This window comes from Stenotrophomonas sp. RIT309, from assembly GCF_000632045.1.
Lineage (GTDB): Bacteria > Pseudomonadota > Gammaproteobacteria > Xanthomonadales > Xanthomonadaceae > Stenotrophomonas > Stenotrophomonas indicatrix.
The window spans coordinates 1-16,612 of the sequence record NZ_JFYS01000012.1 but is presented as its reverse complement, the minus strand read 5'-3'; the positions used below and the strand labels follow the sequence as shown (position 1 = coordinate 16,612).

General features: G+C 67.0%; 16 protein-coding genes. 12 read left to right on the top strand and 4 right to left on the bottom strand.

The window, feature by feature from the left end; translation table 11 throughout:
• The first annotated feature begins 10 nt into the window (after nucleotides 1-10).
• The 8 genes from BW38_RS13030 to BW38_RS13065 all read left to right on the top strand — a co-directional run bounded on the left by BW38_RS13030 (nucleotide 11) and on the right by BW38_RS13065 (nucleotide 8,816).
• Entirely contained in the window at nucleotides 11-688 is a 678-nt protein-coding gene (locus tag BW38_RS13030; RefSeq protein ID WP_032975840.1) for a Fe2+-dependent dioxygenase, read from the top strand.
• Between the two features lie 172 nt (nucleotides 689-860).
• The gene (locus BW38_RS13035; protein ID WP_032951575.1) at nucleotides 861-1,256 is read left to right on the top strand and encodes a hypothetical protein; all 396 of its coding nucleotides are present in this window, start codon (nucleotides 861-863) and stop codon (nucleotides 1,254-1,256) included.
• Between the two features lie 148 nt (nucleotides 1,257-1,404).
• A complete protein-coding gene (locus BW38_RS13040) occupies nucleotides 1,405-3,825 on the top strand; it encodes a TonB-dependent receptor (RefSeq protein ID WP_032975839.1) in 2,421 nt (806 codons plus the stop codon).
• 236 nt (nucleotides 3,826-4,061) lie between these two features.
• Nucleotides 4,062-4,700 carry a PepSY-associated TM helix domain-containing protein gene (locus BW38_RS13045; RefSeq protein WP_032975837.1) on the top strand — a complete coding sequence of 213 codons (639 nt, stop codon included), beginning with the start codon at nucleotides 4,062-4,064 and terminating at the stop codon, nucleotides 4,698-4,700.
• A 40-nt stretch (nucleotides 4,701-4,740) separates the two neighbouring features.
• Nucleotides 4,741-5,259 (top strand): DUF2271 domain-containing protein, encoded by a 519-nt coding sequence (locus BW38_RS13050; RefSeq protein ID WP_032975835.1) that lies wholly within the window; start codon nucleotides 4,741-4,743, stop codon nucleotides 5,257-5,259.
• A gap of 125 nt (nucleotides 5,260-5,384) precedes the next feature.
• Nucleotides 5,385-6,188, top strand: coding sequence for a DUF4198 domain-containing protein (locus BW38_RS13055; protein ID WP_025873992.1), 804 nt, complete (start codon nucleotides 5,385-5,387; stop codon nucleotides 6,186-6,188).
• Between the two features lie 55 nt (nucleotides 6,189-6,243).
• Nucleotides 6,244-7,215 carry an FAD:protein FMN transferase gene (locus BW38_RS13060; protein ID WP_032975834.1) on the top strand — a complete coding sequence of 324 codons (972 nt, stop codon included), beginning with the start codon at nucleotides 6,244-6,246 and terminating at the stop codon, nucleotides 7,213-7,215.
• On the top strand, nucleotides 7,212-8,816 hold the full coding sequence (locus tag BW38_RS13065; RefSeq protein ID WP_032975833.1) for a sulfite reductase subunit alpha: 1,605 nt from the start codon (nucleotides 7,212-7,214) through the stop codon (nucleotides 8,814-8,816). The genes BW38_RS13060 and BW38_RS13065 overlap by 4 nt, the downstream gene beginning before the upstream one ends.
• A 706-nt stretch (nucleotides 8,817-9,522) precedes the next feature.
• Here BW38_RS13065 and BW38_RS13070 read toward each other — a convergent pair.
• The 4 genes from BW38_RS13070 to BW38_RS0120600 form a co-directional block, all read right to left on the bottom strand.
• Complete coding sequence (locus BW38_RS13070; protein WP_032975832.1) at nucleotides 9,523-10,131, bottom strand: HutD family protein; 609 nt, start codon at nucleotides 10,129-10,131, stop codon at nucleotides 9,523-9,525.
• Between the two features lie 34 nt (nucleotides 10,132-10,165).
• On the bottom strand, nucleotides 10,166-10,891 hold the full coding sequence (locus BW38_RS13075) for a murein L,D-transpeptidase catalytic domain family protein (protein WP_025873996.1): 726 nt from the start codon (nucleotides 10,889-10,891) through the stop codon (nucleotides 10,166-10,168).
• A 17-nt stretch (nucleotides 10,892-10,908) separates the two neighbouring features.
• Nucleotides 10,909-11,976, bottom strand: coding sequence for a L,D-transpeptidase (locus BW38_RS13080; RefSeq protein WP_032975830.1), 1,068 nt, complete (start codon nucleotides 11,974-11,976; stop codon nucleotides 10,909-10,911).
• Between the two features lie 337 nt (nucleotides 11,977-12,313).
• Nucleotides 12,314-12,601, bottom strand: coding sequence for a helix-hairpin-helix domain-containing protein (locus tag BW38_RS0120600; protein WP_051562335.1), 288 nt, complete (start codon nucleotides 12,599-12,601; stop codon nucleotides 12,314-12,316).
• Nucleotides 12,602-12,838: 237 nt separating this feature from the next.
• Between BW38_RS0120600 and BW38_RS13085 the strand changes: the two genes are divergently transcribed.
• The 4 genes from BW38_RS13085 (at nucleotide 12,839) to murU (ending at nucleotide 16,484) form a co-directional block, all read left to right on the top strand.
• Nucleotides 12,839-14,332 (top strand): M20 family metallopeptidase, encoded by a 1,494-nt coding sequence (locus BW38_RS13085; RefSeq protein WP_032975828.1) that lies wholly within the window; start codon nucleotides 12,839-12,841, stop codon nucleotides 14,330-14,332.
• A gap of 69 nt (nucleotides 14,333-14,401) precedes the next feature.
• Complete coding sequence (locus tag BW38_RS13090) at nucleotides 14,402-14,671, top strand: GlsB/YeaQ/YmgE family stress response membrane protein (protein WP_025874000.1); 270 nt, start codon at nucleotides 14,402-14,404, stop codon at nucleotides 14,669-14,671.
• A gap of 65 nt (nucleotides 14,672-14,736) precedes the next feature.
• Nucleotides 14,737-15,762, top strand: coding sequence for a phosphotransferase (locus BW38_RS13095; RefSeq protein ID WP_032975827.1), 1,026 nt, complete (start codon nucleotides 14,737-14,739; stop codon nucleotides 15,760-15,762).
• A gap of 11 nt (nucleotides 15,763-15,773) precedes the next feature.
• Entirely contained in the window at nucleotides 15,774-16,484 is a 711-nt protein-coding gene (murU, locus tag BW38_RS13100) for an N-acetylmuramate alpha-1-phosphate uridylyltransferase MurU (RefSeq protein ID WP_032975826.1), read from the top strand.
• Nucleotides 16,485-16,612: the final 128 nt, after the last annotated feature.

The following is a 16,612-nucleotide window of genomic DNA, read 5'->3' as shown; positions in this document are numbered from 1 at the left end:
GGACTTCCGCATGCTGCTGCACATCCCCGACATCCTCAGCGCCGGACAGGTGGCTGACATCCGCCGCAGGCTCGACGCAGCCGACTGGACCGATGGCCGCGAGACCGTCGGCCACCTCGGCGCGCAGGCCAAGCACAACCAGCAGCTGCCTGAAGCTTCGCCGCTGCGCCGCGAACTGGGCGAAACCATTCTGGTGGCCCTGGCACGGCATCCGCTGTTCTTCAGCGCCGCGCTGCCCTTGAAGTACCTGCCACCGCGCTTCAACCGCTACAGCGGCGGCGGCACCTACGGCTTCCACGTCGATGGCGCGGTGATGAACCTGGCCAACGGCGAGCAGCTGCGCTCGGACATCTCCTGCACGCTGTTCCTGTCCGACCCGGACGAGTACGACGGCGGTGAGCTGATCATCAGTGATACCTACGGCGAGCACGAAGTGAAACTGCCGGCCGGTGATCTGATCGTGTATCCCTCCAGCAGCCTGCACAAGGTCAATCCGGTCACCCGCGGTGCGCGCGTGGCATCGTTCTTCTGGGTGCAGAGCATGATCCGCGACGATGTGCAGCGTCGTCTGCTGTGGGAGATGGATACTTCCATCGAGCGCCTGCGGCAGACCAATGGCGATGCCGATGCGGTGCTGCAGCTGACCGGCGTGTACCACAACCTGCTGCGACGCTGGAGCGAGGTCTGAACCGATCAGGCCACCCTTGCGGCAATTTGGCAATCATTCTCATTTGCAACGGCTAACGGGTCTCATTACAATCACGCCCCGTTGACGCCGGATGTTCCGGCCAGCCAGGGATCTCCGCTTGCGTCGCCCGTTCCGCCCCCGCCCGCTTCGGCTTGTACAGCTCGGCACCGCCATGCGCGGCCGTCGGCCTGCGCTGGCCAGCCTGCTGGCGTGGGTGGCGATGCTGACGCTGTTGCTGGGCACCCTGCCGCTGCTGCCGGTCGCCCACGCTGCCGCGCCGCAGGCGCTGCAGCAGCCGCTGGAAGAGCGCGGCGGCGAAAGCCCTTTGCAGGAAGAAGCGCCAGCCAAACTGCGGCGCTGCGCCTCGGCACCGGCCAAGTCCACGGACAAGCCGATCCCGCCGCTGTTGCTGGCCAGCCACTGGCTGCGCACCGAACTTGATCTGGTTCCCTCTGCGTCGGTTCCCTCCGGCGCGCGTCCGCACTGGCCGCTGGCCGTACCGGACATGCCCTGGGCCGATGCGCCCGGGCGCCGCCAGCAACGCGGCCAGGCGCCGCCGCTCGCCTGATCCACGGCACGCCGTGACCGCCTGCGCGGTTGCGACGGCTCGCCGCTGCCTGTTTCGCCCCTGCCGCCCCTGACCGGGCCATCCCTGCCCTGCCGTGCGCGTTCCGCGCCCTGCATCGCGCTGCCCTACATCCTTCGAGGTATCTGCCATGGCCCAGCGCCATCGTGTCCGTTCATCCCTGTCCCGACATCTGTTAACCAGCGCCGTGCTGGCTGCGGTCGCGGCGCCCGCCTACGCCAATGGTGCCGCCAGCGGCGCGCCGCAGACGCTGGACAAGGTGGTGGTGACCGCCTCCGGTTTCGAGCAGAAGGTAGTCGATGCACCGGCCAGCATCAGCGTGGTCAGCCGCGAAGAGCTGAGCAAGCGCCCTTACACCAGCCTGGTCGACGCCCTGCGCGACGTCGAAGGCATCGACGTCGGCCTGGAAGCCACCGACAAGAACGGCCGCGCCACCATCTCCATGCGCGGCCTGCCGTCGGAGTACACCCTGGTGCTGATCGACGGTCGCCGCCAGAGCAACGCCGGCCAGCTGTATCCGAACAACTTCGGTGGTGGCCAGTTCGCCTACCTGCCGCCGCTGGATGCGATCGAGCGCATCGAAGTGGTGCGTGGCCCGATGTCCACGCTGTACGGCTCGGATGCAATGGGCGGCGTCATCAACATCATCACCCGCCGCAACCAGGACAGCTGGCACGGCGCGGTCACCCAGGGCTTCACCGTGCAGCAGGACGACCAGTTCGGCGACGCGCGCAGCACCGATCTGTACCTGAGCGGCCCGCTGGTCAAGGATCGCCTGGGCCTGGCCGTGCGCGGCAGTTACTACGACGCCAAGGCATCCAATCCCGAATGGGATGCACTGACCCTGCCCGACGGCACGCTGTGGGAACGCAGCATCGGTTTCGGTGGCGGCGGCAAGTCGGTGGCCAACACCAACTGGAACACCGGCGTGCGCCTGAACTTCCATGTCAACGACGACCACGAACTGTGGCTGGACTACGACGTCTCACGCCAGAAGTACGACAACAGCGAAGGCCAGACCGGCACCCTCGACAGCCTGGCCAGCCTGTGGCGCGTGGGCAACGCGGTGGTGCCGAACCCGAATGGCAGCGGCACCGTCACCCGCCGCGTGGTGCAGCCGCGCGTGGGCTACACCGCCTACCAGCGCTATGAGCGCGACCAGCTCTCGCTGACCCATCAAGGTCGCTACAGCTTCGGCACCTGGCAGACCTCGCTGACCCACAGCAAGAGCAACAACCTCGGCCGCTCGCTGCCGCTGACGCTGGACGAGCGCGCCGGCCTGCAGACCCTGTGGAACGACGTCTGCCGCCGCACCGGTGCCGCCAACAACTGTGCCGCCGGCCGCAACAACGGACTGGCCGCACTCAACGCCAGCGAACAGGCACGCCTGCAGGCGTTCCTGCCGCGGCCGCTGCGCACCATGGAACTGGAAGGCTACGTGCTGGACACGATGCTCGACCTCGACTTCGGTGCGCACAAGCTGACCGTGGGCGGCCAATACAACGACACCGACATGGTGGACGGCGTGTTCGGCATGGACGGTGCCGGCTACCGCAGCAACACCAAACAGAAGCACCGCATGTGGGCACTGTTCGCCGAGGACAACTGGTCGCTGACCGACACCCTGACCGCCACCTTCGGCCTGCGCTACGACGACCACAACATCTTCGGCAGCCACCTCAGCCCTCGCGGCTACCTGGTCTGGAATGCCACCGATGCCTGGACCTTCAAGGGTGGCGTCAGCACCGGCTACAAGACCCCGCGTCCGGACCAGCTGTTCCCCGGCATCACCGGCTTTGGTGGCCAGGGCGTGCTGCCGCTGGTGGGCTCGCCGAACCTGAAGCCGGAAACCAGCACCAACTACGAGCTGGCCGCCTATTACGAGGGCCAGCGCTGGGGCTTCAACGTCACCGGTTTCATCAACAAGTTCGAAGACAAGATCGCCAGCGGCGGCACGTTCCCCAACTGTGAAGTCGCGCCGGCCGGCAGTGGCTACTGCGTGGACATCGGCCCGGGCTGGGCGTCGCTGGGCTACAGCACCTTCACCCAGAGCGTGAACATCGACAAGGCCGAGACACGTGGCGCAGAACTGGCCGGCCACGTCGACCTGCTGGACACCCTGCAGCTGCGCGGCAACTACACCTGGACCAAGAGCGAGCAGACCGCCGGTTCCGGCAAGGGCCTGCCGATCAACGGCACCATGCCGGCCAAGCACATGGCCAACGCCAGCCTGAACTGGCAGCTCAACGACGCCATCAGCCTGTCGCTGATCGGCGAAGGCCGCTACGACCGCTACCGCGACACGATCCTTGATGCCGCCGGTGCCAGTCATACCCGCTACTACGAGGACTACACCCTCTTCCACCTCGGTGGCAGCTGGAAGGCCACGCAGTGGCTGACGGTCAACGCGCGGGTCAACAACCTGTTCGACAAGAACTTCGTCTCGCAGTCGTGCCTGCTGACCAGCCCCAGCGAATACAACTGCGTGGACGACTACGCCACCAAGGACCAGCGCCGCAGCTACTGGATCTCACTCAACGCGAAGTTCTGATCGTCGCTCTGGTGGGTGCCGACCTTGGTCGGCACCTCTCCATCCACGCATGGCGTGGATCCACCGACCCGTGGTAGTGCCGGCCGCTGGCCGGCAACCACGCGATGCTCTCAGGTGGCATGGGATTGCCGGCCAGCGGCCGGCACTACCCGTTCAGAGATACACAACGACATCTAATTGCGAGCAATTCTCATCAATGATGTAATGGCCAGTATTCATCCGTCCCGAACCGTGCCGTGAGCCGTCCCGCATCTTCCACCGTGCAGCAGCAGCAGAGCCGCGGCTTCTGGCTGCGTACCCTGCACCAGTGGCACTGGATCAGCTCTGCGGTCTGCCTGATCGGCATGCTGCTGTTCGCGGTGACCGGTCTGACGCTGAACCATGCAGCAAAGATCGAGGCCAAGCCACAGGTGCAGAACCAGCACCTGGAACTGCCGGCCGAACTGCTCGGCGGCCTGGGCTCCCGCGAGGACGGCAATGCACCGCTGCCACGCCCGGCCCGGCAATGGCTCGACGATCAGCTGGGCATCTCCATCGGCGGTCGACCCGCCGAATGGTCGGCCGAGGAAATCTATCTGTCACTGCCACGCCCCGGCGGCGACGCCTGGTTGAGCATCGACCGCGAAACCGGCGCGGTGGAGTACGAATCCACCTCGCGCGGCGCGGTGTCCTATCTCAACGACCTGCACAAGGGCCGCAATGCCGGCCCCGCATGGGGCTGGTTCCTGGATGTGTTCGCCGTCGCCTGCCTGGTGTTCTGCATCACCGGCCTGTTCCTGCTGCACCTGCATGCGCGGCAGCGACGCATGACCTGGCCACTGGTCGGCCTGGGCCTGATGATCCCGCTGCTGATCGCCCTGCTGCTGATCCACTGACTTCCACCGTGACTTCCATCCGTTCTTCCGGAGCCGCCCCATGCGCGTCACCCTGACCATCGCCCTCAGCGGCCTGCTGGCCACCTCGCCGGCCTACGCCACCACCCTCGACATCAACGTCGAAGTGCCCAAGCTCAACGTGGCCGAGTACCACCGCCCGTATGTGGCGGTGTGGCTGGAAGGCGCCGACCAGAAGGTCGCCGCCAATCTGTCGGTCTGGTACCAGCAGACCAGCAACAGCGAAGGCCATGGCACCAAGTGGCTGCCCGACCTGCGCCAGTGGTGGCGCAAGAGCGGCCGCACCCTGCAGGTGCCGGTGGACGGCGTGACCGGCCCGACCCGCCCGGCCGGCAAGCACGCGCTGTCGTTCAACGACAAGCAGCCCGCACTGAAGCAGCTGGCCCCGGGCAACTACACCCTGGTGGTGGAAGCGGTGCGCGAAGTCGGCGGCCGTGAACTGCTGAAGATTCCCTTCACCTGGCCGGCCACCGCCGCACAGAACGGCCGCGCGCAGGGCGCCACCGAACTGGGCCAGGTCACCCTCGCCGTCAAACCGTAATTGCCTGAGCCGGGGTCAGAGCCCTTTCCGCTGGAAAGGGATCCGCCCCCATCGCAGCACCCCAGGGGTCGGATCACTTCCGCAGGAAGGGCTCTGACCCCATCAATCACCCTGGAGTCTTCCGCATGAAGCGCACGCTCGTCCTCGCCGCCGCTCTGGCCGCTGCCCTTCCCTTCTCTGCCCTGGCCCACAAGGCCTGGCTGCTGCCCTCGCAGACCGTGATCGCCGGCAACGCGCCGTGGATCACCGTCGACGGTGCGGTCTCCAACGACCTGTTCTACTTCAATCACGTGCCGCTGCGCCTGGAATCGGTGGTGATCACCGCCCCGGACGGCAGCACCGTGCAGGCGCAGAACGCGGCCACCGGCAAGTACCGCAGCGTGTTCGACGTCGAGCTGAAGCAGCAGGGCACCTACCGCATCGCCTCGGTCAACGACGGCCTGTCGGCCACCTATGAGCTGAACGGCGAGCGCAAGCGCTGGCGCGGTACCGCCGCTACCTTCGGCGAACTGCCCAAGGATGCGAAGAAGCTGGAAGTGAGCCAGTCGGTCGGCCGCGTGGAGACCTTCGTCACCAACGGGGCGCCGAACGACACCGCGCTGAAGCCGACCAACCGCGGCATCGAACTGGTGGCCGTCGGTCACCCGAACGACCTGTTCGCCGGCGAGGAAGCCACCTTCCGCGTACTGGTCGACGGCAAGCCGACCGCAGGCCTGGAGTTCGAGATCGTGCGCGGCGGCACCCGCTACCGCAACGCGCAGGACGAGCAGAAGCTGACCAGCGACGCCAAGGGCGAGATCAAGGTGACCTGGCCGGAAGCCGGCATGTACTGGCTGGAAACCGGCACCGAGGACAAGAAGACCTCGGTCAAGCAGGCCGCCAAGCGCCGCCTCAGCTACGTCGCCACGCTGGAAGTGCTGCCGCAGTAAAGACAGCGCTGCGATACCAGGCGCGCCCTGGTATCGCAGCCTGCCACGCATGCCCATGACCTCTACCGCACTCGACATCGCCCGGCTGGGCGGCACCACCATGGGCACCACCTGGAGCGTGTCGCTGGTCGTACCGCGCCAGCGCGACCTGCATCCACTGCATGCTGGCATCCAGGCACGTCTGGATGAAGTGGTCGCACAGATGAGCACCTGGGAAGCGGGTTCCGACCTGAGCCGCTACAACCGTGCCGACGCAGGCCAGTACCTCGTGCTTCCCATCGAAACACGCCATGTGTTGGCCTGCGCGCAGGCCATCGCTGCAGCCAGCGGCGGTGCGTTCGACCCCACCGTCGGCCCGCTGGTGGCGCTGTGGGGCTTCGGCGCCCATGCCGGCGCACGGCGCGCACCCGATGCCGCCACGTTGCAGGCAACCCGTGCACGCTGCGGCTGGCAGCGCCTGCACTGGCAGGACGATGCGCTGCTGCAGCCCGGTGGCCTGGAGCTGGATCTTTCGGCGATCGCCAAGGGCTTCGGCGTCGACCACGTCGCCGCCTGGCTGCGCGGCCAGGGTGTCGATGCCGCACTGATTGAAGTCGGTGGGGAACTGGCCGGTTACGGCCGCAAGCCCGACGGCCAGCCGTGGCGCGTGCTGGTGGAGTCGGCGCCGGAAGAAGATGCCCACACCGATACGCCACCGCGTGTCCTGGCGCTGGACGGAAAGGCGGTGGCCACCTCCGGCGATCGCTGGCACCACTATCACGACGATGACGTGGCCTACAGCCACAGCCTCGACCCGCGCAGCGGCACGCCGGTACGGCAGGTCGCAGCCGCCGTCACCGTGGTCGCCAGCGACGCGATGCATGCTGACGCCTGGGCCACCGCGCTGACCGTGCTCGGCCGCGACGCAGGCATCGCGCTGGCAGAGCGCGAGGGGCTGGCCGCGCGCTATCTGGAACGCACCACCACCGGCCCACGCGAAACCCTCAGCAGCGCCTTCCAGCAGCTGCTGGATGAGCAGGCTGGATGAGCATGCGTTTCCCGCGCGCGACCGTTGGCAACGTCATGGTGCTGGCCCTGCTGGCCGTGATCGGCGGGGCACTGCTGCGTCTGCACCTGGGCGAAGCGTGGTGGCAGGGTGCACCGCCGGCCCGGCAATGGGGCATCGCGCTGGCCGCCACTGCGCTGTATCTGCTGGCGTGTGGCGTGCTGTGGTGGCGCAGCCGTCCGCGCGACGACACGCCCGAAGGCGGCAACCCACCGATGCTGCTGGTCTGGTCCAGCCAGACCGGCTTCGCCCGCGAACTGGCCGAGCGCAGTGCGCAGGCTCTGCGCTCGGCCGGCATGCCGGTGCGCCTGCGCGGTCTGCATGAGGTCGATGCCACCCTGCTGGCGGGCAGCGCGCGTGTACTGTTCATCGTCAGCACCACCGGCGAAGGCGATGCACCCGACCACGCCCTGCCCTTCCTGCGCAAGGTAATGAGCACGCAGCCGCCGCTGCAGCACGTGCAGTACGGGGTGCTCGCACTGGGCGATCGCAGCTACGGGCATTTCTGCGCGTTCGGCCACCAGCTGCATGACTGGCTGCGCCAGCACGGAGCACATCCGCTGTTCGATGCCATTGAAGTCGACAACGCCGATCCAGCTGCCCTGCGCCACTGGCAGCAACTGCTTGGCCAGCTCGGCGGCGGCGCGAGCGAACTTCCCGATTGGACACCGGCCGAGTACCAGCCGTGGACGCTGCTGCAGCGTACCCACCTCAACCCCGGCAGCGCCGGTGGTCCGGTCTATTGGCTGCGCCTGCAGCCCCCGACCGGCAGCGGCGCGCAGTGGCAGGCCGGTGACATCGCCGAGGTCGGTCCGCAGCATGCCGAACAGAGCACGCGCGACTGGCTGCAGACGCAGGGCTTCGACGCGGACACCGTGTTGGACGACGGCACTACGCTGCTCGCCCGCGTTGCGCGCTCGCACCTGCCGTCATTGGTTGCAGCAGGCGATCTGCCTGGGCTGTTGGCGGCCCTGCAGCCCCTGCCACATCGCGAATACTCCATCGCCTCGGTGATGGACGACGGCGCGGTGGAACTGCTGCTGCGCCGACAGCTGCGTGCCGATGGCACGCCGGGCATCGGCAGTGGCTGGCTGTGCGACCACGCCGCCATCGGCGGGCCGGTACAGATGCGCCTGCGCCGCAACGAGAATTTCCATGGCGTCGCCGCTGATGCTCCACTGCTGCTGATCGGCAACGGCACCGGTATCGCCGGCCTGCGCGCGCACCTGCACGAACGCGCACTCATTGGCGGTGCCCGCACCTGGCTGTTGTTCGGCGAACGCTCGGCCGCGCATGATTTCCACTTCGGCGATGAACTGCAGGCGATGCTCGGCAACGACACGCTGACCCGCCTGGATACGGTATTCAGCCGTGATGGCGGCGCACATCGCTACGTGCAGGATCGCCTGCTGGCCGAAGCATCCACGCTGCGGCAGTGGGTCAATGACGGCGCGACGATCCTGATCTGCGGCAGCCTGCAGGGCATGGCCCCGGCAGTGGATGCGGTGATCGAGCAGGTGCTCGGTGCCGACGGCAAGGAAGCGCTGCTGCTGGCCGGTCGTTACCGGCGCGACGTGTATTGAGCGAACGTTTGGGGCGAATTGCCTCTTGGTGGGTGCGAACCTTGGTTGGCACCCTGCTGCGGCATCGGCTGCTGCATCCACGCATGGCGTGGATCTACTGAACGGCTGGCGGCGATCCCTTGTTCGCACCCTGCTGCGATATCGGCTGCCACATCCACGCATGGCGTGGATCTACTGAACGGCTGGCGGCGATCCCTTGTTCGCACCATGCTGCGGCATCGGCTGCCGCATCCACGCATGGCGTGGATCTACTGAACGGCTGGCGGCGATCCCTTGTTGGCACCCTGCTGCGATATCGGCTGCTGCATCCACGCATGGCGTGGATCTACTGAATGGCTGGCGGCGATCCCTTGTTCGCACCCTGCTGCGGCATCGGCTGCCGCATCCACGCATGGCGTGGATCTACTGAACGGCTGGCGGCGATCCCTTGTCCGCACCTGCGATATCGGCTGCCGCATCCACGCATGGCGTGGATCTACTGAACGGCTGGCGGCGATCCCTTGTTCGCACCCTGCTGCGGCATCGGCTGCTGCATCCACGCATGGCGTGGATCTACTGAACGGCTGGCGGCGATCCCTTGTCCGCACCTGCGATATCGGCTGCCGCATCCACGCATGGCGTGGATCTACGCGGATCCAAGGTGACAACCATGCTGCAGTAGATCCACGCCATGCGTGGATGATTGCCTCCGGGCGCCGACGCTGGCTCAGCCGCCCGCCGCGCTCACCCGTATCGCCAACAACTCGCCGCCGCCCTGCAATGCATGCCGCTGACGCTCACCGGCGGCCAACCACGCGGTATCGCCGGCCTGCATCGCAGGCAATCCGCTGTCCGCGCCGAACGTGGCCTGCCCGCCCAACAGGTGCAGCGCCCAGGCCACGCCCGGCTCGCAGAAGAAGAACATCGGCCCGACCAGTGGACGATGCAGCAGCTCGGCCTGCAGCAGTCCGCGCTTCCACATCAGGTTGAAATCGTGAGTGGTGCCGTCCACCAGCTCGCCGTGCAGCGCAGCCTCACCGGCAAAACGCACGCGCCCATGCGGTGGCAGCACCTCGGCTACGCGGCCGTCCTCGAAACGCAGGCGCACGCCATTGCCCTGCAGCAGCACCAGTTCGCGCTCGACGCCCGGGAATGCGGAAAACGCGGCGTCCTGCTCGATCTCGGCCACCGACAGGCGCAACGCCCAATCATCGCCCTGCGCTGGCAACCGCAGGATCTCGCGGGTCCAACCGAGGCCGTTGCGCCAGCGTTCGCGGCGGTAGTCCAGGCTGGAAATCACCTGGCTCGGGGTCTGCAACAGGGAGTCGATGTTCATGCGCGCATTGCATCATGCCGCGCGCCGCAACGCATCAACGCGTTGCAAGACCCGCAGCCGTACCGCAATCGCCGCCCAGCAGCTGTGAGTGCTTGAGCCAGTCCTTGTCGGGGTAGTACGCAAACACCATCGTGCCGCCTCGCAACGCGTCGATCAGCGGCTTGGCCACCGACAACCGCACCGCCGGGCAGCCCAGACTGCGCCCCAACCGCCCCTGCAACTGCGCAGTGGACGGATTCACATACGGCGCACCGTGGATGACGATGGCGCGCTCGCGTGCACGATCGTTGAACCCCGGCTCCAACCCTGCCAGCCGCAGCGAATAGCCGTTGCCGCCCATGTAGGTTTCCTGCGCGGTGAACGCACCGATGCTGGACATGAAGCTGCCATCGCGGTTGGAGAAATGTTCGGTGCGGTTCTCGCCGCTGTTGCGGCCGTGCGCCACCCACTCCTCGAACAACAGCCGCTGGCGGGCGAGATCGAAGACCCACATCCGCGGCTCGGTGGACGGCCGCGAGTAATCGATCACGCTCAGGCGTTCACTGCTGACTCCCAGCTCCGGCCGCTGCAGTGCGCAGCGCATGGCGTGGGCAGCCAACTGCAGAACCCGACGGTCCGCCTTGGGCGCGGTGCGTGCCAGCTGCGCGGCGAGGTCATCGGCGCTGATGGCGGCAATGGGCGTCTGTGCCCCGGCCGGGGCACTGGCAGTGGTTGCCAGCAGGCCAAGGGCGGCCAGCCGGCACAGGCGGGAAGCAGACATGGGCACGTAGGGAGGTCTCAGGATCCCTTGAGGGTGGACGCTGGCGGCTCTGATTCCAAGACCGGCTGCATTCCCGATTCAGCCGCGCTTGGGCGCACCGCCGGCAGCGACGTCACCAGCAGGGTCGTGCCCGGCACCAGTACCTGGTACAGCTGGCGGGCGAAATCGGCCGGCAGGGCCATCGGCAACGACGGCGTGGCCAGCAGGTCCGGCGTGGCCTGGGCGCGGTCCTGGCCCAGCAGCGGATAGGCCGTCCACTGGTGCAGGCGCTGCTGTGCATCAAGCGGGCTGGGCGTATCGCTGTAGCCCTGGCCCATCACGAACAGGGTGGTGCCCTGGAACGCTGGCAGCGCGTCGGCCTTCAGCGGCGACTCACCGATCATCACGCCATCGCGCAGCACGTACAGGCGCTGGTCGTGCAGGCTGACCAGGATGCCGACCTGGCCACTGGGTGCGGCCGCATCATCCCACCAGGCCTTGTCGGGAGCACCGCCCTCGCCTTCCGGCAGGGCCTGGCCGCGTGCATTCACCGGCGCCAGCACCGCCGGATAGGCCAGCGTCATCGGCGCGCTCTTGGCATCGGCCACGACCACCGTATCGCCGCGCTTGGTTTCGCTGAACAGCTTCTGGGCGAAGGCCTGCGGCAGGCGCACGCAGCCATGCGAGGCCGGATGCCCGGGCAGGCTGCCGCCGTGAAGGGCGATGCCGTCCCAGGTCAGCCGCTGCATGTACGGCATGGGTGCGCTGTTGTAGAGGTTGGAGCGGTGGTCCTTGTCCTTCTGCAGGATGGTGAACACACCGGTCGGCGTCTCATGGCCGGTCTTGCCCGAGCTGATCGTGGTCAGGCCGATGGCAATGCCATTGCGGTACACGTAAGCCCGTTGCTCATCCAGGCTCACCACCAGCACGATCGGACCGGCCGGCGAGACTTCCGGATGCCACAGGTACTCGCCCGGCTTGAGGTCGGTCGGCCCGCGTACTTCGGAAGTCGTGGCCACGACAGGCTTGGAGGGGGCGGCCGCCTGTGCGGCGCACGGCAGTGCCAAGGCCACGGCGAGCATCAAGGTCAAACGGTGCAGGCGCATCCAGCAGGTTCCATTCCATGCGAAGGCCCCACCGTACACCATGGGCACGTCGCAGCCGCGCCAAAAGAAATTGCCCGGCGACACAGCCATGTGTCGTACCGGGCAATCGTCACGTCCCTGTCGGCCTGCTGCCACCCCCTCGCATCCTGCGAAGCGGGGGCGGCGTTGCATCCTGCACGCGGCCGCGTCTGTCCTGTTTGTATCTCAGCCCCTTCCACAGGTCTGTGATGCCACCATCCTGGTGATTGGTGCCGCATCCCTGCGACGGTCGGCGGCTGCAGCCATCCTGTCCGCAGCCATTGAACCTGCATCCTGCAGATTCCGACGATTCCTGTTGTCAGCGCCTGGGTACGGTTCGCACCGGTACCGATCCGGGTACCGGATCCGCAGGCAACATCGTGTTGCCAACGGTGATCCGTCGTCGATTCCGTTCGACGATCGATGTCCCTATCCCCTTCACCTGCGTCAGGTCCTCGACGCGGTGAAACGGGCCGTGTCTGCGCCGGTGCTCGACGATCGCCGCAGCCTTGGTGGCCCCGACCATCGTCAATCCCTGCTGCAGCGCCTGGGCATCGGCCCGGTTGATGTCGATCGGCTCGGCAGCTTGCGCTCCCGCGATCCACATTCCCAGCACCAGCGCCCTTAACACGACAAACCAAGGCACGACGTGTATCTCCTTGTGGTTCTGACCGTCCCGACCGGCAATCCCGTCGGTCGAAACAGTGTCCGTCACCACATGCACACAGCGTATAGGGTTCACGGATTTCTAAAAGCCAGCCAAATACCCGACGTGATGTAGGGAAAACCCTACCCTTGGCCGAGGCGTAGAATGGGCGGATCAGCCATGCAACCGGAGTTTCAGATGGACAGCGCCAAGCTCGGCCAATTCGTCAATGACAAGTGGGACAGCGAAATCGTCCCGCAGTTGGTCGACTACATCCGCATTCCCAACAAGTCGCCGATGTTCGACGCCAACTGGGTGCAGAACGGCTACATGGAGCAGGCGGTCACCCTGATGGAAAGCTGGGCCAAGGCCCAGGACCTGCCCGGCCTGAAGGTCGAAGTGGTGCGCCTGGAAGGCCGTACCCCGCTGATTCTGCTGGAAATTCCGGCTACCGGCGCCGAAACCGGCGACGACACCATCCTGCTCTACGGGCACCTGGACAAGCAGCCGGAGATGACCGGCTGGGACGACGACCTGGGCCCGTGGACCCCGGTCCTGCGCGGCGACAAGCTGTATGGCCGTGGCGGTGCCGATGACGGCTACGCCATCTTCGGCTCGCTGGCCGCCGTGCTGGCACTGCAGGCCCAGGGCCTGCCGCATGCCCGCTGCGTGGTGCTGATCGAAGCCTGTGAAGAGTCGGGCAGCTACGACCTGCCGGCCTACGTGGACCATCTGGCTGACCGCATCGGCAAGCCGTCGCTGGTGGTCTGCCTGGATTCGGGCTGTGCCAACTACGACCAGCTGTGGTGCACCACCTCGCTGCGCGGCCTGACCGGCGGCAACTTCTCGGTGAAGGTGCTCAACGAAGGCGTGCACTCCGGTGATGCCTCCGGCGTGGTGCCGTCAAGCTTCCGCCTGCTGCGCCAGCTGCTGTCGCGCATCGAGGACCAGGACACCGGCCGCATCCTGATCGACGGCATGAACGTGGAGATCCCGGCCGAGCGCCTGGAACAGGCCAAGCGTGCCGCCGACGTGGTCGACACCGCGATCTTCGAGAAATTCCCGCTGGTCGATGGCCTCAAGCCGATGAACGACGACCTGACCGAGCTGGTGCTCAACCGCACCTGGCGCCCTGCCCTCTCGGTGACCGGCATCGGCGGCATGCCGCCGCTGGAATCGGCCGGCAACGTGCTGCGGCCGCATACCGCAGTGAAGCTGTCGCTGCGCCTGCCGCCCACTGCCGATGGCAAAACCTGCGGCGAACTGCTGAAGGAAGCGCTGCTGCGCGATCCGCCGAACGGCGCGCAGGTCACCCTGGACCTGGAAAAGGCCTCCACCGGCTGGAACGCGCCGGCGATGGCACCTTGGCTGACCAAGGCCATCGACGATGCCAGCCAGACCTTCTTCGGCAAGCCGGCGATGTACATGGGCGAAGGCGGCTCGATCCCGTTCATGGGCATGCTGGGCGAGAAGTTCCCGGGCGCCCAGTTCATGATCACCGGCGTGCTCGGCCCGCACTCCAATGCCCACGGCCCGAACGAGTTCCTGCACATCCCGATGGGCAAGAAGGTCACCGCGTGCGTGTCCAAGGTGATCAGCGAGCACTACGCGGCCAGCCTGCGTGGCGAGACCAGCGGTTCGCCGGTGGCCGCCGACAGCGGCACCCGCCACGGCGACCACGGCTGCTGCTGATCCAGCACGCAGTGACGGACGCAGCCCGGCCTTGCTAGGCTGCGTCCAACCTTCCAGAGCACTGATCGCATGAACGGTCTGTTTGGCAGCACCAGCTGGCTCTACATCATCCTGGTCGGCTTCTTCGTCGGCCTGCTGGGACGCTTCTTCATGCCCGGCAACAACCGCATGGGCTGCCTGCTGACCATCGTGCTGGGCATCATCGGCGCGCTGCTGGCCGGCTGGTTCGGCCAGTACATGGGCTGGTACGCGCCCGGTGAACCGGCCGGCTTCCTCGGCGCGGTGCTGGGTGCGGTCGTCGTGCTGGCGATCCTGCGCCTGTTCAGCGGCCGCCGCTGAGCCGCCCTCTCTTTTCTCATTCTGCCCCCGACGTTGGCGCGCCCGGCGCGCCCGGATATGCCTGCATGACCGAACCCGCCTCTGATCCCCAGCGCAGCGCACAGCGCCTGCAGTGGGCCCGTACCCAGCTTGACGACGGCAACACCGTGGTCGAACGCGCCTCGGTCGACGCCGGCATGCGCAGCTACTGGCGCACCACCAGCCAGCGCGGCAGCCACATCGTGATGGACGCCCCGCCGGGGCTGGAAGACCCCACGCCGTGGCTGCGCATGCGCGGCCTGCTGCACGATCACGGCCTGCGCGTGCCCGCCCTGCTTGCCCAGGACCTCGACGCCGGCTTCCTGCTGCTGGAAGACCTGGGCGGCCCGACGCTGGCGAAGATCCTCGACGAACGCAATGCCGACGCGTGGTTCAGCCGATCCATCGATCAGCTGCTGCGCCTGCAGGCCATTCCGGTGCCGGCCGATTTCGGCCAGTTCGGCGAAGCGCTGCTGCAGCGTGATGCCGGCCTGTTCGACGAGTGGTTCCTGCAGCGCCATCTTGGCCTTGAACTGGACTGCGGCGAGATCGAAGGCCTGCAGCTGGTGCACCGTCGGCTGATGGACAACGCGCTGGGCCAGGCCCAGCTGATGACCCACCGCGACTACATGCCGCGCAACCTGATGCCGGTGGATGGCGGCCCGGCGGTGCTGGATTTCCAGGACCTGGTGCGTGGCCCGATCGCGTACGACGCGGTAAGTCTGTTCAAGGATGCCTTCCTGAGCTGGCCGCTGCAGCGCGTGGACGAATGGCTGGCGCAGTATCACCAGCGCGCACGCGATGCCGGCCTGCCGGTACCCGACCGTGCCACTTTCCTGCGCGATGCCGACTGGATGGGCATCCAGCGCCACGTGAAGATCCTCGGCCTGTTCTGCCGCCTGCGCTATCGCGACAACAAGGGCCACTACCTGGACGATGCGCCGCGCTTCATCGCCTACCTCGATGAAGTGCTGCCGCGCTATCGCGAACTAGCGCCCCTGCAGCAGTTGCTGGAAACGCGGATCAAACCGGCACTGGCCGAGTTGGCCGCGCCGATGCGCGTGCAGCGCTGAAGGCCGCATCGATGAAGGCACTGATTTTCGCCGCCGGCCTGGGTGAGCGCATGCGCCCCCTCACCCTGCACACGCCCAAGCCGCTGCTGGCAGTGGCCGGCAAACCCCTGATCGCGTGGCATCTGGAGCGGTTGGCTGCGCTCGGCATCCACGACGTGGTGATCAACACCGCGTGGCTCGCCGAGCAGTTCCCGGCCGCATTGGGCGATGGCAGCCAATGGGGCCTGCGCCTGCATTTCATGCACGAAGGCGATACCCCGCTGGAAACCGGTGGCGGCATCCTCAATGCATTGCCGGCGCTGGGGGACGATCCGTTCCTGGTAGTGAACGGCGATATCTGGACCGATTTCGATTTCGCCACGCTGCCGCGTGAACCGGCCGGCCAAGCGCATCTGGTACTGGTCGACAACCCGGCGCAGCACCCCAATGGCGACTACCGGCTGGACGCGCACGGTGTACTGCACCATGACCGCGAAGGCCCGTGCCTGACCTATGCGGGCATCGGCGTCTATCGTCCGTCGATCGTGGCCGATTGGCGTGCGGTGATCGGAGAGGCACCGGGCAGCGAGCGTGTGCCACCGAAGTTTTCGGTGGTGCCGTTGCAGAAGCATTTCATGGCACAGGGGTTGATGACGGGGCAGCACCATCGCGGGCGCTGGACCGATGTCGGGACCGTTGATCGCCTGCATGCGCTGGATGCGGAGTTGGCGGCGAACGGCTGAGCCCGTCGTGGTTGGTCGCTTGAATCAAAAGCCGTGCTTGGCCGGGCGGGTGGGCCATGCAGGGGACGCTGCAAGTACGTCCCTGTAAGCTCGATGGCGCCATCCATGGCGCCAACGAGCTTACAGGG

What these genes read in the sequence shown, in the direction of transcription:
- BW38_RS0120600 (WP_051562335.1), bottom strand. Translation starts at nt 12,601, where the DNA reads ATGTGGATCGCGGGAGCGCAAGCTGCCGAGCCGATCGACATCAACCGG.
- BW38_RS13035 (WP_032951575.1), top strand. Translation starts at nt 861, where the DNA reads ATGCGCGGCCGTCGGCCTGCGCTGGCCAGCCTGCTGGCGTGGGTGGCG.
- BW38_RS13085 (WP_032975828.1), top strand. Translation starts at nt 12,839, where the DNA reads ATGGACAGCGCCAAGCTCGGCCAATTCGTCAATGACAAGTGGGACAGC.
- BW38_RS13040 (WP_032975839.1), top strand. Translation starts at nt 1,405, where the DNA reads ATGGCCCAGCGCCATCGTGTCCGTTCATCCCTGTCCCGACATCTGTTA.
- murU (WP_032975826.1), top strand. Translation starts at nt 15,774, where the DNA reads ATGAAGGCACTGATTTTCGCCGCCGGCCTGGGTGAGCGCATGCGCCCC.
- BW38_RS13030 (WP_032975840.1), top strand. Translation starts at nt 11, where the DNA reads ATGCTGCTGCACATCCCCGACATCCTCAGCGCCGGACAGGTGGCTGAC.
- BW38_RS13070 (WP_032975832.1), bottom strand. Translation starts at nt 10,131, where the DNA reads ATGAACATCGACTCCCTGTTGCAGACCCCGAGCCAGGTGATTTCCAGC.
- BW38_RS13055 (WP_025873992.1), top strand. Translation starts at nt 5,385, where the DNA reads ATGAAGCGCACGCTCGTCCTCGCCGCCGCTCTGGCCGCTGCCCTTCCC.
- BW38_RS13065 (WP_032975833.1), top strand. Translation starts at nt 7,212, where the DNA reads ATGAGCATGCGTTTCCCGCGCGCGACCGTTGGCAACGTCATGGTGCTG.
- BW38_RS13060 (WP_032975834.1), top strand. Translation starts at nt 6,244, where the DNA reads ATGACCTCTACCGCACTCGACATCGCCCGGCTGGGCGGCACCACCATG.
- BW38_RS13090 (WP_025874000.1), top strand. Translation starts at nt 14,402, where the DNA reads ATGAACGGTCTGTTTGGCAGCACCAGCTGGCTCTACATCATCCTGGTC.
- BW38_RS13095 (WP_032975827.1), top strand. Translation starts at nt 14,737, where the DNA reads ATGACCGAACCCGCCTCTGATCCCCAGCGCAGCGCACAGCGCCTGCAG.
- BW38_RS13050 (WP_032975835.1), top strand. Translation starts at nt 4,741, where the DNA reads ATGCGCGTCACCCTGACCATCGCCCTCAGCGGCCTGCTGGCCACCTCG.
- BW38_RS13075 (WP_025873996.1), bottom strand. Translation starts at nt 10,891, where the DNA reads ATGTCTGCTTCCCGCCTGTGCCGGCTGGCCGCCCTTGGCCTGCTGGCA.
- BW38_RS13080 (WP_032975830.1), bottom strand. Translation starts at nt 11,976, where the DNA reads ATGCGCCTGCACCGTTTGACCTTGATGCTCGCCGTGGCCTTGGCACTG.